This is a genomic window from Anaerococcus hydrogenalis DSM 7454 (genome assembly GCF_000173355.1).
In the GTDB taxonomy this organism is placed as follows: domain Bacteria; phylum Bacillota; class Clostridia; order Tissierellales; family Peptoniphilaceae; genus Anaerococcus; species Anaerococcus hydrogenalis.
Genome location: NZ_ABXA01000043.1, coordinates 86769 through 101902, shown reverse-complemented (window position 1 = coordinate 101902; position 15134 = coordinate 86769). Strand labels below are relative to the sequence as shown.

The 15134-nt window shown below is 28.5% G+C and carries 15 protein-coding genes and 1 pseudogene; 4 read left to right on the top strand and 12 right to left on the bottom strand.

The features are described 5' to 3' along the window. Positions 1-13: 13 nt before the first annotated feature. Together ANHYDRO_RS07425 and ANHYDRO_RS07420 are read right to left on the bottom strand one after the other, a co-directional pair. The gene (locus ANHYDRO_RS07425; RefSeq protein ID WP_004815215.1) at positions 14-475 is read right to left on the bottom strand and encodes a COG2426 family protein; all 462 of its coding nucleotides are present in this window, start codon (positions 473-475) and stop codon (positions 14-16) included. Between the two features lie 96 nt (positions 476-571). Further along, positions 572-3073, bottom strand: a complete 2502-nt coding sequence (locus tag ANHYDRO_RS07420) for a sulfatase-like hydrolase/transferase (protein WP_004815213.1) — start codon at positions 3071-3073, stop codon at positions 572-574. A 232-nt stretch (positions 3074-3305) separates the two neighbouring features. Between ANHYDRO_RS07420 and ANHYDRO_RS11255 the strand changes: the two genes are divergently transcribed. The 4 genes from ANHYDRO_RS11255 (at position 3306) to scfB (ending at position 6299) form a co-directional block, all read left to right on the top strand. Beyond that, a complete protein-coding gene (locus ANHYDRO_RS11255) occupies positions 3306-3731 on the top strand; it encodes a PLP-dependent aminotransferase family protein (RefSeq protein WP_004815211.1) in 426 nt (141 codons plus the stop codon). Positions 3732-3784: 53 nt separating this feature from the next. Continuing rightward, entirely contained in the window at positions 3785-4645 is an 861-nt protein-coding gene (locus ANHYDRO_RS11250; RefSeq protein WP_004815210.1) for an Orn/Lys/Arg family decarboxylase, read from the top strand. Positions 4646-4698: 53 nt separating this feature from the next. Next, complete coding sequence (scfA, locus tag ANHYDRO_RS07410) at positions 4699-4848, top strand: six-cysteine ranthipeptide SCIFF (RefSeq protein ID WP_004817312.1); 150 nt, start codon at positions 4699-4701, stop codon at positions 4846-4848. A gap of 65 nt (positions 4849-4913) precedes the next feature. Continuing rightward, positions 4914-6299 carry a thioether cross-link-forming SCIFF peptide maturase gene (gene scfB / locus ANHYDRO_RS07405; protein WP_004815208.1) on the top strand — a complete coding sequence of 462 codons (1386 nt, stop codon included), beginning with the start codon at positions 4914-4916 and terminating at the stop codon, positions 6297-6299. 236 nt (positions 6300-6535) lie between these two features. Here the strand turns inward: scfB and ANHYDRO_RS10835 are convergent, their stop codons facing one another. From ANHYDRO_RS10835 to prmC, 10 genes and pseudogenes are all read right to left on the bottom strand, one after another. Then, complete coding sequence (locus ANHYDRO_RS10835; protein WP_004815206.1) at positions 6536-6709, bottom strand: phosphoribosyltransferase; 174 nt, start codon at positions 6707-6709, stop codon at positions 6536-6538. Next, positions 6706-7167, bottom strand: a complete 462-nt coding sequence (locus ANHYDRO_RS07400) for a hypothetical protein (RefSeq protein WP_004815204.1) — start codon at positions 7165-7167, stop codon at positions 6706-6708. The genes ANHYDRO_RS10835 and ANHYDRO_RS07400 overlap by 4 nt, the downstream gene beginning before the upstream one ends. Continuing rightward, the gene (locus tag ANHYDRO_RS10830; RefSeq protein WP_244261669.1) at positions 7164-7631 is read right to left on the bottom strand and encodes an ATP-dependent DNA helicase; all 468 of its coding nucleotides are present in this window, start codon (positions 7629-7631) and stop codon (positions 7164-7166) included. The genes ANHYDRO_RS07400 and ANHYDRO_RS10830 overlap by 4 nt, the downstream gene beginning before the upstream one ends. A 152-nt stretch (positions 7632-7783) precedes the next feature. Beyond that, entirely contained in the window at positions 7784-9316 is a 1533-nt protein-coding gene (gene recD2, locus ANHYDRO_RS07390; RefSeq protein ID WP_004815202.1) for an SF1B family DNA helicase RecD2, read from the bottom strand. Further along, positions 9316-10596, bottom strand: a complete 1281-nt coding sequence (murA, locus tag ANHYDRO_RS07385; protein WP_004815200.1) for a UDP-N-acetylglucosamine 1-carboxyvinyltransferase — start codon at positions 10594-10596, stop codon at positions 9316-9318. The genes recD2 and murA overlap by 1 nt, the downstream gene beginning before the upstream one ends. Positions 10597-10605: 9 nt before the next feature. Continuing rightward, the gene (gene upp, locus ANHYDRO_RS07380; RefSeq protein ID WP_004815198.1) at positions 10606-11235 is read right to left on the bottom strand and encodes a uracil phosphoribosyltransferase; all 630 of its coding nucleotides are present in this window, start codon (positions 11233-11235) and stop codon (positions 10606-10608) included. Positions 11236-11245: 10 nt separating this feature from the next. After that, a complete protein-coding gene (locus tag ANHYDRO_RS07375; protein ID WP_004815196.1) occupies positions 11246-12283 on the bottom strand; it encodes an L-threonylcarbamoyladenylate synthase in 1038 nt (345 codons plus the stop codon). Next, the gene (locus tag ANHYDRO_RS07370) at positions 12255-13259 is read right to left on the bottom strand and encodes a cation diffusion facilitator family transporter (RefSeq protein ID WP_004815194.1); all 1005 of its coding nucleotides are present in this window, start codon (positions 13257-13259) and stop codon (positions 12255-12257) included. Before ANHYDRO_RS07370 ends, ANHYDRO_RS07375 begins: the two co-directional genes overlap by 29 nt. Next, a pseudogene (prfA, locus tag ANHYDRO_RS07365) lies at positions 13260-14332 on the bottom strand (peptide chain release factor 1). A gap of 9 nt (positions 14333-14341) precedes the next feature. After that, the gene (gene prmC / locus ANHYDRO_RS07360; protein ID WP_004815188.1) at positions 14342-15133 is read right to left on the bottom strand and encodes a peptide chain release factor N(5)-glutamine methyltransferase; all 792 of its coding nucleotides are present in this window, start codon (positions 15131-15133) and stop codon (positions 14342-14344) included. Position 15134 lies beyond the last annotated feature (1 nt).

Sequence of the window (15134 nt, the reverse complement as noted above, 5' to 3'; positions counted from 1 at the left end):
TTAAAAGAAAAAACTAGAAAAAGTATATATAATTATACCCGCTATAACATTTCCTACAGAAATTGTTAAAAAAGATTTCATTTTTTTTAAGGCCAAGAATAGATGCAATAAGTGATCCCATCCAAATCCCTGTTCCTGGAAGTGGTATAGCTACAAATAAAAATAAGCCTAGATATTCGTATTTTTTTATATTTCCTTCTTTTTTCTTGGCCTTTTTTTCAGCCCAAGCTACTATTTTTTTTAATGAGTCTTTTTTTTTCATATAATCAAATACCGGCATAATCCACATCAATATAAATATTGAAGGAACTATTGATCCAATTATAGAATAAATATATGTTTGAAATGGTTTTAATCCCATTGCAAGTCCTATTGGAATCGACCCTTTTAATTCTATCAAAGGAAGCATACTAATAATAATTAGAGCTACTTGATTTGAAAAATTAGATCTAATTACCTCTATTAGATTTTGCATTTCTTCTCCTTATTTTTATTGTTTCTAATTTATTATATCATATTATTTTAAACATTAAAAAAACCGAAACCAAGTTTTACTTGATTTCGGAAAATTTTATTTTGAAGCCTTATTAAAATATTTATCTGATTTTGTATCTTGCTTCATTTCATAATAAATTAAAGAATTTAACTTATTATTTCTTTTTTGAAATTCTTCGTCTTTACTTACTTCTTCACCCTTATTATTATATATTTGCTTAGTAGAAATTATTGGATAATCTTTGTGCATGTCTAGCATATATTTTTGATATGCTGACAATTTAATTCCTCCAGCTTTTTCTAATAAGTAAGGGGTCAACTGATTTACAGATATATTTACATCTTTTTCTTCATCAATATCATAATTTGCCCAAATAGTAAGTGGTGTATAGAATACATCTTTATTTGTATAATTGCCACCTGACTTAATTAGTTTCATGAATACATCATAGTTTTGTGGTTGATGATCACCAAATATTGCTATAATTGTTGGCTCTTTATATGATTTAAAATATTCAACAAGATTTTTTAAATCTTCATCAGATTTTTTTAGTAAATTTACATAATGGCTTGCCCCTTGGTCATCTCCATTAGTTTCATTTAATACTTTTATATCTCCAGGAACATTTGAAGTATAACCACCATGGTTTTGCATGGTAACAAGATATGCAAAAAGTGGCTTGTCAGATTGTTTATTTTCAAATTGTTCTTTAATTTTATCAAAAGCTACTGAATCTTTCATAAAACCATTTGTTGGTTCAAAACTTTCAGGGCTATTATCATAATCACCCAAAAATGCTACATTTTTAAATCCAAGATTTGGCCAAACTTCTTGTCTTGAATAGTTTGTTGGTTTGTTTGGATGGGTTATAAATGTTTGATATCCTTGGTCTTCTAAAACTCTTGCTACTGATGTGTGTCCATTTTTTACATATTGTTGGAATGGATATGCTCCTAGTGGGAAAAATGTTAATGGAACTGATGTTAAAGTCTCGTATTCTGAATTTACAGTTCCTCCGCCCAAAACTGAAACATAAGCATTACCCTGAATTGCATTTTCATCTAGAGATCTTTGGAAGGCTATTGGATTTTCACTTAGTTTTAGATTTCCCTTTCCATAATAATCTGCTAGGGCTTCTGATTGAATTATTACAATATTTGGCTTTTTAGTATCTTTTGTACCTATGTCCTTGTTGTAATATTCTTCCAAAGTATTTTCAACTTCTTTTTCATCATAGCCTTTTGGTGCTGTAAGTATTTGATTTGCAAAAATTCTATAGAAACTATAAGGCGAACCTTCAACATAATAGGTTCTTGATGGTCTCCATAAGTTTACCCCAACTCCATTTTGTTTTATAAAGTAATTTACACTTACTACGGTAATTATGGCAAACATACTAGCGTATCCTACTAATTGTTTTACGTAAGATTTTTTAGAAATTTTTATTTTTCCTTCGTTTATTGAAGAAATTACAAACATCCACAAGCTTGCTAATGAAAATGCCATTAATGAATGACCACTAAGTTGGATTACTGTATCTTTTGCTACATCAGCAGCCACTCCCAAGGATCCCAAAAATGCCGGAATAAGTGGAGAATCTCTCAATATATATAAGGCATCATTAGCAATACCAAATGCAATGGAAATTAGGAGTATAAAAATCATTGATAGTCTTTTTTTCCTAATTACTATATAAATTAACACTTGAATTAAAAACAATATCAAGGCATTTATTAGTACATAAATCAATTCCATTGATGAAAAATTTGGATTGTATGCTGATTCTAGTATATAGAATGATAAAAATGGGTTTAGGATAAATAAAACCCAGTTTGTAATATTAATTTTTTTATTTTCTGGATATTTCTTGTAAATGCTTTTAATTCCAAGAGATGCCAAAAATACCATAGATACAAATATTATAATATCCTTGTAAGTATATGGTGCATTAAAAACACTTGTGTAAACTTCATCAGTAATGTGATTTTTAATTTTTAACATTCCAAATAAAGAGATTGCAAAAACAATAAAATTTAAACTGTAATCTTTTATTATGTATAAAATTTTATTATTTTCTAAATCCTTGATTCTTTTTAGAATATTATAAATAAAGAAGCTAAATAAGATTATTGATCCAATAAAAATCAAACTTTGTCCTACTATTGATAAGAAGTCTGTGTAATTAATATCTACATAGGACCTATTATCTGTTGAGTTTGCATACATAGTCATAGTGTGATCTTTTAAATAAGACATTACTGCTGTTGCATACTCTGGGCCAGTTTCGAAATTTACTGTAAGTTTATTAAACATCAAGCTAGGGCTCGGTTTAAAACTTAATTTATTATCTTTACTATAACCATTTGTTTGAATTGGATAACCAGTTTTTGTATTTGATTTTTTCCAACCCTTCATCTCTACTTTATTAAGATCTAGTAACTTGTCTCCTTGATAAATCGAATTAATTTTAAAATTATCTGAATACTGGCTACCAGATTCAGATTGACTTATTTCAATATTTTCATTTGTATAAACTTTGAAGGAAAAATCTTCTATAAAGCTTTGTAAGAAAAGCATGACTATCAAAGATACTACAAAAGAAGATATTTTTAGTTTTCTGTCCTTTTTTATTTTAATCCCCTCTTTTCTTTTATTAAATTCTTATTTATCTAATATTAAATTATTGTAAACTTTTACGATACAATTATACATTATATCCTAAATTATGTAAATAAGATGTCTTATTTGTAAAGTTTCTTTTACTAAAAAATATTATAGTATAATATTTAAGAAAAAGAAAGGAAAAAACATGTTAAATGAAAAACTAGATAAGTATATAAAAGATGATTATTATCCCTTTCATATGCCAGGTCATAAAAGAAATAATAATATTTTAAATAAAAAACTATCCTACCAAAGAGATATTACAGAAATTAGAAATTTTGATAACTTAAATGATCCCAAGACTATTTTTAAGGATATGGAAAATAAATTAAAAAAAATATATAAAGCTTATGACTTTATTATTTCTACAAATGGGTCAACTTGTGGAATCTTATCCTCTCTTAGGAGCTTAACAAAAGACAATAAAAAAATCTTAGTCCAAAGAAATTCTCATAAGGCTGTTTTTAATGCAATAGAAGTTTTTGACTTAGATTTTGATTTTATAGGGGTAAAAACTGATGAAAATGATATGGCCTACGACATTGACTATAAGGATTTAGAAGAAAAATAAATAAAAATTCTTATTCCTTAGTTTTTATCACCTCTCCTTCCTACGAAGGTTATATGGTATATTTGAGAAAAATAAAAAAAATTATAGAAAATAAAAATATTTACTTACTTGTGGATATGGCCCATGGGTCTCATACTATCTTATCTGAATATGAGAAAAATTTTACCTATGACCTTGCCATAACATCCTTTCACAAAAATTTATCTGCCCTAACACCTGCAAGTGGAATTATAGTTAAAAATAAAAACATTGATATCAAAGAATTAAGAAGAAATATGGCAATTTTTCAAACATCATCACCATCTTATCTTATAAGTGAGTCAATTGATGATATGATAGAAAATTTCCCAATTTTTTTTAGACTTTGGGATAATTTGCTTGATAATTTAAATGATCTTTACAAGATTAGGTTAAAACACCTTAAGTTTATAAATTCAGATAAAAAAGACCTATCAAAAATTGTAATATCTTGTAAAAATACAAATATCAATGGCAATGACTTGGCTGATTTATTATATAAGGAAAAAATTGAAATTGAAATGGCAAACTCCTCCTATGTGATTTTAATTTCTAGTATTTTTGACACCAAGAAAGGTTTTGAAAGGTTAAAATTTGCCCTAATAAAAATTGACTCAAATTTAGAATATAAAAAATCAAATTTTAAATTTTATTTCTTAGATTCTGAGAAAAAATATTCTCTTAAGGAGGCCCTTAATAAAAAAATTTCAAAAATATCCTTAGATAAGGCTCAAAATAAAGTTTCAGGCTCTTATATATATGCCTATCCACCAGGAATTCCCCTTATTCTTCCAGGAGAAATTATAAATAAAGATATAATTGACCAAATTAAATACCTTGATATGATGGGAGTTGACTTATCAATTGATGATTTTGAAATTCCTATTATAGATTGACAAAAATAAGCTCTTTTGTTAAGATTAATTTATAAAAAACAAAGGAGATACATATGAAAAGAATTATTACTTTAAATACAAGAAATCTTCACAAAAGTAAAAAAGACGGTGGCTGTGGTGAATGTCAAACATCTTGCCAATCAGCTTGCAAAACATCTTGTGGAGTTGCTAACCAAGAATGTGTTAACACAAAAAATAAATAAGGGCAAGCCCTTATTTTTTTTATTGAATAAATCTATACTATTTTACTATAAATTAAGGAGAAAAAATGATACACCAATATAAGGCAAAGGGTTATAATATTGTTTTGGATGTATATTCCGGATCTGTTCACCTAGTTGATGAAATTTCTTATCATATTATAAGCCTATTAAATAAAAACAAAGATAAAGCGTACATAGAAAATGAAATTAAAAATTTACATAATATAAATCAAGAACAATTTGATGAAGCTTATAATGAAGTAAGAGATTTGGTTGATGAAAAAGTCCTATTTTCAGAAGATGATTTTAAGGATTTAACAATCGATATGGACAAAAGAAAAACTTACTTGAAGGCAATGTGCTTAAATGTAAGCCATACTTGTAATCTTTCTTGCGAATATTGTTTTGCAAAAGAAGGAAGATATCATGGACCAGAAGCCATCATGACAGATGAGGTTGCCAAAAAATCCATTGATTTTCTTTTAGAAAATTCCGGATCTCACTATAATTTGGATATTGACTTTTTTGGTGGAGAACCACTTTTAAATTGGGACTTGGTAAAAAATACCGTTGACTATGCAAGAAGCAAGGAAGAAGAATTTAACAAACATTTTAATTTCACCCTTACAACAAACGGCATGCTATTAGATGATGAAAAAATAGAATATTTAAATGAAAATATGAAAAATGTTGTTCTTTCTCTTGATGGAAGAAAAGAAAAACACGATGAATTTAGGAAAACTCATGATGGAAGAGGATCATTTGATAAGATTGTTCCAAAATTCCAAAAGTTAGTAAAGGCTCGTGGCGACAAAGAATATTATATGAGAGGAACCTTTACAGCCAATAACTTAGACTTTACTGAAGATATAAAAACATATTTAGATTTAGGCTTTAAAAGAACATCTCTTGAGCCAGTTGTTGGGAATAATGAAGAAGATTACGCCCTAAAAGAAGAACATCTTGATAGGATTTACCAAGAATATGAAAAACTAGCAGATATGATGATTGATGCAATTGACAAGGATGATAAATTTATTTTTTACCATTATATGATAGATTTAAACAATGGTCCTTGTGTTTACAAAAGAATTTCAGGTTGTGGATCAGGATCAGAATATATGGCAGTAACTCCAACAGGAGATTTATATCCTTGCCATCAATTTGTTGGAAATGATGATTTCAAAATAGGAAATGTTTTTGAGGGAATCAAAAAACCTGAAATAATTAAAAATTTCAAAAAAAATAATTTATATAGCCAAGAAAAATGTAAAGATTGCTGGGCACAAATGTATTGCTCAGGAGGATGTGCAGCAAATAATTACAATGCTGGTGGAGATATAAATAAAATTTACGATTACGGATGTAAGGTCTTCAAAAAAAGAATAGAGATGGCTCTAGCTGTAAAAATTCATGAATTTTTAAAAGAAAGCGAAAAAGAAGAAGCATAAAAATAAGGTGCATATGCACCTTACAAACTGTTGACAAAGTATATAAACCCTCATGCTAAGAATATCATACGAAAAAAATTGATTTGATTTCAAATTTGAAAATTCGTCAAAAATCGCACTGTTCGAGCTTTAGCGAGTTTGCGATTTTAGAATTTCAAATTTAGAAATCAACAATTTTTGAAGTCAGATATTCGTGCTTGAGGGTTTGTCTACGTTCTATAAGGTGCAATCGCACCTTATTTTTTTACCCTATGACTTGAAGCAAGGGCTAAAATTTCAATATTTTTTGGATTTGCCTTTTCAATAGTTCTTATAATTTCCTTTACAGTGTTTGAACTTGTAATAATATCATCAAAAATCAAAATATTTTTCCCAGTCAAATCACCTTGGAAAACAAAAGAATTTCTCAAATTTTTTGCCCTTTCCTCCCTTGATAATTGGTGTTGGGCCTTGGTATTTTTAATTTTTTAAAATTTTTAAGATAGGTCATATGGGTATTTTTTATAAAAAAATCGCAAATAAGCCTAACATGGTCAAAACCCCTATTATTAACTACAGATTTTGATGATGGGGTTGTTAGAATATAATCAAAATTATCCATAGATTTTTCCTTAATATAAGAAAAAACCATTTGACCAAAAACTTTATAAATAGAAGTGTTCCTATTAAACTTATAATCCCCAATAAGACTTGCCATAAAAGGATTATAAAAATATAAAACCCTTGCCCTATGACCTAAAATTTCAAATTCATTATCAACATAATCTAATTTATTCAAACATGAATGGCATAAGGAAAAATTTTCCTTAACTTCCTCCTTACAAAATAAACACAAATCATCATCCAAAAATAAAAAATCTCCTATCATTTTAAAGCCTCTGATAATTCTTTAATCCAAAAGCTTAAATTAGTTAGCCTTTGAGAAGTATTATTATTTTTAACCATTTGTTTTAAAATTCTTTTTTCACCAATTAAAATTACCAATTTTTTTGCCCTAGTTATGGCCGTATATAATAAATTTCTATTTAAAAGCATAAATGAAGTTGGCATCATTGGAATTACAACACAATCAAATTCAGATCCTTGAGACTTATGAATGGTAATAGCATAAGATAAGTCCAAATCTTTAATATCTTCTTTTTTATATGAAACAATATTTCCATCATAAAATTCTATTTTTAAAGATTCCCTTTCTTTATCAAGTTCAATAATTCTACCTATATCACCATTATATACCCCATCATCAAAATTACCTGGATCTAAACTTTCAAGGTCATAATTATTTCTAACCTGCATCACCTTATCCTTTAATTTAAAAATTCTATTATTAATTTTAAAAGATTTAGGGTTTTTATTTAAATTTTCTTGTAAAATATTATTTAAATTAAGGACACCCCAAGAAGATTTTTTGCTTGGCGCAAGAATTTGAATGTCATTTATAGGATCAAGCTTATAATAATTTGGCAGCCTATTTTTAATTAAATCTAAAATATCTTTTTGAAAATTATTAGCATTTGAATCAATAAAGAAAAATCCTTATTTTTTTGATTTAAAATTGGATACAAACCATCATTTATCCTGTGGGCATTAACTACAATATTACTTTCTTGGGCCTGCCTAAATATTTTGTTTAACCTAACCGATTTAATGTCGGTATCCAAAATATCTTTCAAAACATTACCAGGTCCAACACTTGGAAGTTGGTTATGGTCTCCTACCAAAATAAGGGCCGTATTTGATGATAGGGCCTTTAATAATTTATCCATTAATTTAATATCAACCATTGAAACTTCATCAACTATTACATAATCACAATCTAGTGGGTTTTCTTCATTATATTCTGGAATTGGACTTTCAGGTTTTATACCGATTAATCTATGTATGGTTAAGGCAGAATTTTCTGTAGATTCTTGCATCCTTTTTGCAGCTCTCCCAGTTGGTGCTGCTAAATTGAATTTTAAATTATTATCATCCAAAATATTACAAATGGCCTTAATTATTGTAGTTTTTCCAGTTCCAGGTCCACCAGTAATTACCAAAAGCATATTATTAAAAGCTTCATTAATAGCAACTTGCTGCTGTTTAGAAAAAACATCCAAGTCTTCATTAATTTCTAAATCAAAAATATATTTTTCATTTTTTAACCTCGAAAGATTAATAGCTGTAGATTTTTCTGCCTTATAAATATCCTTATCATATACAAATTCTTCATTTCCAATTTTCATAATTTGAATTTTTGAATTTATTAAATCTTCATTTATTTGATTTTTAATTTTATTTCTATCAACTTTTATCAAGGAAAAAGTCTTATCAATTAAATCATCAAGTCTAATAGTACAAGACCCTGTCATTTCTGCATCATTTTTTAAAACATAGGAAAGAGCTGCAGAAATCCTAAATTTAGAATCACTTTTCATCTGCATATTCATAGCTATATTATCAGCCATGATAAAACCAATTCCGGAAATATCTTCAGACAATTTGTAAGGATTTGTTTTTACAATAGAAATTGTATTATCTCCATAAGCCTTGTAAATTTTATTTGATAAATTAAAAGAAATATTTAAGCCTTGAAGATATAGTAAAGCTTCCCTACTATCTCTAGCATCAAGAGTAGATTCTTTAATTTTTTCAAGTTTTTTCTTTCCTATGCCAGGAATTGTCAATAGTTTTTCACTTTGGTTGAAAACTACATCAATAGAATCATCCTTAAATTTTTCATAAATTAATTGAGCTGTTTTTTTACCAATTGATTCAATATTTCCACTTGCTAAATACGAAATTATAGCTTTTTTACCAGAAGGTTTTTTTAAACTTGCACTTTCTACCTTAATTTGTTCCCCGTACTTATCATGATAAATTAAATCGCCCTCAACAATAATTTGATCATTTTCATTAAAAAAAGGCATAATACCAGTACAAGTTATAGGTGAATCAGAAGTTTCTAAGGATAAAACTGTATATCCATTTTCTTCATTTCTATAAATTATACTTTTTATTATGCCTTCAAATTTCATTATTTATTTACCTGTTTTCTTTCAATAAGAGCACCAAGTTTTGTAAACTTTTCAATCAAGTCGCTATATCCTCTATCTATATGATAAATATCAGATATTTTTGTTTCACCATCTGCAATAAGCCCTGCAAGAATTAAAGCAGCTCCAGCTCTTAAATCTGTGGCCTTAACTTCTGCTCCATGAAGTTTATCAACACCAACAATTACAGCCCTATTTCCTTCTGTAATTATTGCAGCTCCCATTTTTTTAAGCTCGTCTACATGCATAAACCTATTTTCAAATACAGTTTCTACAACAGATGATTCACCTTTACAAACTGTCATCAAAGCCATAAATTGAGATTGGGCATCTGTTGGGAAACCTGGATATGGTAGAGTTTTAATATTTGTTGGTTTTAATTTTTTTGAAGCCTTAACTCTGATGATATCTTCATCTTCAACTTCATCAATTTCAACACCGATTTCAATTAATTTTGCTATAATCGGTCTAATATGTGATCCTAAAACATTTTTTACTGTTATATCTCCACCAGTAATTGCAGCCGCAAGCATATATGTTGCAGCCTCAATCCTATCTGGGACTATAGTATGTCTTGTTCCTCTTAATTTTTCAACACCTTTTATAATAATATTAGATGTTCCAGCTCCTGTGATTTTTGCACCCATTTTTGATAAAAATGATGCTAAATCTACAATTTCTGGTTCCTTAGCAGCATTTTCTATTACAGTTTCACCCTCTGCAAGTGTAGCTGCCATCATAATATTTTCAGTTGCTCCAACTGATGGAAAATCTAAATATATTACCTCACCTTTTAAACCATTTTTTGCTTTTGAAGATATTTCTTCATTGTTCATTGTTGTCTTTGCACCTAAAGCCTCAAAACCTTTTAAGTGTAAATCTATTGGCCTTTTTCCAATATTACATCCACCTGGAGCCTTGGTTACAGCATGTCCAAATTTTGATAAGAGTGGTCCCATCACTATAAAAGATGCTCTCATTTTATCCATTAACTCAAATGGAGTTTCAAACTTATTAACATTTGAAGAATCAATTTTTAGAGTAGTTTCTGTAAGATATTCAACCTTGGCATTTAAACTTCTTAAAATTTCTACCATTACTTCTATATCTTTTAATTTTGGAACCTCATCTAAAATTACTTCTTCACTTGCAAGAAGACTTGCTGCAAGAATTGGAAGAGCAGAGTTTTTTGCTCCAGAAATATAAACTTCACCATGTAAAGGTCCATTTTTTCTGACTACTAAAATTTCTTCATTATTCATAATTTCCCCTTACTTGGTTCCAAATAATCTATCTCCAGCATCTCCTAATCCTGGTACTATATAGCAATCATCATTTAATTTTTCATCAAGTTGAGCTATATAAATATCTACATCTGGGTGTTCTTCTTGTACTTTTTTAATTCCTTCAGGTGCTGCTATAATATTTAATAATTTTAAAGATGTACATCCCTTTTCTTTTAATCTTTGAATAGCATCACAAGCTGATCCTCCTGTTGCAAGCATAGGATCTACTACCAACATATCTCTTTTGTTAGAATCTTTAGGAATTTTTAAATAATATTCTACAGGTTTCATTGTTTCTTCATCCCTGTACATTCCAATATGACCAACTCTTGCTGCTGGGAAAACTTCTATAAGTCCATCAACCATTCCAAGACCTGCTCTTAAAATTGGAATTATACCTAATTTTTTTCCAGAAAGTCTATAGCCAGTTGTTTTACAAATTGGAGTTTCTATTTCATATTCTTCTAAAGTAAAATCTTTACTAGCTTCATATGCTAAAAGAATTGTAATTTCTCTAATTATTGACCTAAATTCATTAGAACCTGTATTTTTATCTCTTAAAATTGAAATTTTATGTTTGATCACTGGATGATCTAATACTGTTACTTTACCCATCGTCTCTCCTTTATAAATTATAAATATTTCCTGATGCTGACTTTTTCATCCTATTCATTATACTCTTTCCAAGGCCAATTTCCTCAACACCTTGTGCAAGTATTATATCTACACCTTTTCTATCAAGGTCTCTTAAGGCTTCAAAGAGTACATGACTCATTTCTATTAAATTTTCTTTATCTCCCAAAGAAAGTGTAATATATGATGAAAATTTTTCTGTATACTTATTAAAAACTAAAATTCCTACTTTTTTTCCATCATTTTTATATTTTAAAGCTAAATCATTTATCTTTTCTACACTTTTTTCACCAACAAAAACTTTCATCTGAGCTTTTGGTGCATAGTGTTTATATTTTTGTCCTGGGGATCTTGGAACTTTTGTATCATCAACCAAAGAATCATCCAGGCAAACATTAGGAATAAATTTTTTTATATACTCATAAGTATAGTACCCCGGCCTTAAAATACATGGATTTTCTAAGCTCATATCTATTACTGTAGATTCAATCCCTATGTCAGAACTTCCACCATCAATAATAAGAGGAATCCTTCCATCCATATCATAAAAAACATCCTTGGCATTTGTTGGAGATGGCCTTCCTGAAATATTGGCAGAAGGTGCTGCTATTGGCCTGTTACAAAACTTAATAAATTCTCTTGCAAGCTTATCTTTTGGCCTTCTTACAGCAACTGTATCTCCACCACCAGTAATTATATCTGGAATCTTTGAACTTTTTTTGAGTATAACTGTAAGTGGACCTGGCCAAAGATTTTTTATTAAAAATTTTGTTCTATCATCGACTTCTTCAACTAATTCATCTAATTTATAATCCTCATCAATATGTAGAATTAAAGGATTGTCTTCTGGCCTATTTTTTGCCTTAAAGATTTTTCTAGAAGCCTCAGGGTTTAATCCATCAGCACCCAATCCATATACAGTTTCTGTTGGAAATGCTACAAGATCTCCGTTTTTTATAATTTTAGCTGCATGCTTTAAGATATTTTCATCAACATTTTCTCTATCTATTTTCAATATCTCTGTTTCCATTTTTCACTGACTTTCTTAATTTTTCAATAATTTTTTCGTTTTCTTCGTTTTCTATCAAACAATAAGTTGGGTCCATGTGTATGGTTATAGAAATATTTAACTCATTTTTAAGTCTAAGTTCAATATTTGTTACAGCCTGATGCATTATACCTACGCTTATATTTGATGGTACTTCAACATCGCAACTTCCTACAAGTTTTCCTCTTCCATATTCGTGGATGTATAGGTCATGGTAGCCATGAACAAAATCTCCGTCCAAAATTATTTCCTCAATTCTTTTGTGAAGATCACTGCCTATTCCTTTTCCAAGAAGTTTATCAATAGTATCTAAAAATAATTCCAAACCTGGTTTAAATACAATGATTGACAAAATCATTCCCAAAAGTGAATCGAGATTAAAACTTATATATTTTTGTAAAATAACTGCAATTATGATTGATATTGTAGAAAGAATATCATTTCTTGCATCAATCATTACTGCAAAATTTAATTTTGAATCTAGTTTTTTGTCTAAGTTTCTATTTAGAAAATAAATATAAAACTTAAATCCTAGAGAAAATATCAAAATTATTATACTTAATCTGGAAAGTTCTGGTAAATTTCCCTTATAAAAACTATCTATAGAATTTGTAAATAATAAAAATCCAACAAACATTATTAGGATTGAAACCAAAAAACTTGCTATATATTCACTTCTACCATGTCCATATGGATGTTTTTTATCAGCAGGCTTACTACTTGCCTTAGCTCCAATTAGGGTTATAAGGCTTGTCAAAGCATCTGACATGTTATTAAAGGCATCACCCAAAATTGCTGAGGATGATGCAATTAGGCCTATACTTATTTTAATTAAAAATAAAAATGCATTGATTAAAATTCCTACAAATCCCGAAAGAGAAATCAATTTTAATCTTACACTTTCATTTTCTATAGATTTGTAGTCTTCTACAAATCTTTTTGCAAGAAAATCAAACAATTAGTCTTCTCCCATTGTTTTTAATTTTCTAGTTTGGTCTTCTGTTATCAAAGAATCTATCATTTCTTCAATATTTCCATCTAAAAAATCATCTAATTGATAAATAGTTTTATTTATCCTATGGTCTGTTATTCTTCCTTGTGGATAATTGTAAGTTCTAATTCTTTCTGACCTATCTCCAGTACCTACTTGAGATTTCCTATTATCAGAAATTTCTTTTTGTCTTTTTTCTTCTTCCATCTCATATAATCTTGCCCTTAAAACTCTCATTGCCTTATCTTTATTTTTAATTTGAGATTTTTCATCTTGGCAAGTTACTACAAGCCCTGTTGGAATATGGGTAAGTCTTACGGCAGAATCTGTTGTGTTTACACTTTGTCCACCATTTCCACTTGACCTATATACATCTGTTCTTATATCATTTGGATCGATTTTTATATCAACTTCATCAGCTTCTGGCAAAACTGCAACTGTAGCTGTTGATGTGTGAATTCTACCACCGGATTCTGTTTCTGGAACTCTTTGTACCCTATGAACCCCAGATTCATATTTTAATTTAGAATAGGCACCTTCACCTCTAACTATAAAGGTAGCTTCTTTCATTCCACCTATTCCCTGACTTGATACATCAATATCTTCTGTCTTATAATTTTGCTTATCAGCATACATGTGATACATTCTGTAAAGATTTCCAGCAAAAAGACCTGCCTCTTCTCCACCAGCTCCAGCTCTAATTTCTACAATTACATCCTTATGATCGTTAGGATCTTGTGGAATAAGAAGAATTTTCAAATCTTCATTATATTTTTCTAGATTTTTTTATTTTCATCTATCTCAGCTTTTAAAAGATCAATCATTTCCTTATCTTCAGCTTCTTTTAAAAGTTCTGTATTTTCTTCAATCATATCTTCAGCCGCTCTTATCTCATTATATTTTTCGACAATTGGCTTTAATTGATTGTATTCTCTTGAAACTTTTTTAAACTTATCCGTATCAGACAAAACTTCTGGATCTGCTAGTTTTTTTTCTAACTCTTTGAAGTTTTCTCTCATATGTTCTAAATTTTCTAACATATATCCTCCTTAGATACAAGCCTTTATAATTCTATCAAAATCATTAAAATCCTTGTAAGCTCTTATATCCTTATATCCTTCTTCTTTTAATAGCTTAATTATAGGATTTTTTTGATCATAACCTATCTCTAAATATATTTTACCATTTTTATTAAGAAATTTTTTTGCATTTAAAATTATTTTTCTATAAAAAAATAGGCCATCATCTCCACCCAAAAGGGCATTTTGTGGTTCATAAGATAATTTTTTATCTAGGTTTTCGAAATCTTCCTTATTTATATAAGGTGGATTTGATACAATAATATCAAATTTCCCTTCTACATTTGAAAAAATATCACTTTCTTTAAATTCAACATTTTTTATAGATAAGTTTTTTTTATTTTCATTAGAAAGATTAATAGCATCCTTAGAAATATCCACTCCAAGAACCTTTGAATTTTTCAAATTATAAGAAAGTGCCAAAGAAATAGCCCCTGATCCTGAACCTATATCTAAAATCTTATCTTTTTTTACCTTATCATTGATAATCAAATCAACAAGTATTTCTGTTTCATATCTTGGTATTAGAGCTCTTTTATCAACTAATAAATCTAGACCATAAAAATTCCACTTGCCAATTGCATATTGGAGTGGATATCCTTTACTAATCTTATCTTGTATCTTTAAAAGTCTTTCTTCTATATCTTTTTCTAATTTTTCTTCTTTTTTCAGATATAAAAGATTTTTATTTGTATTTAATAAATATGTAAGAGCAATGATTAAATCATCATTTTCTTTTTCTAAAATATCTTTGATTTTCATA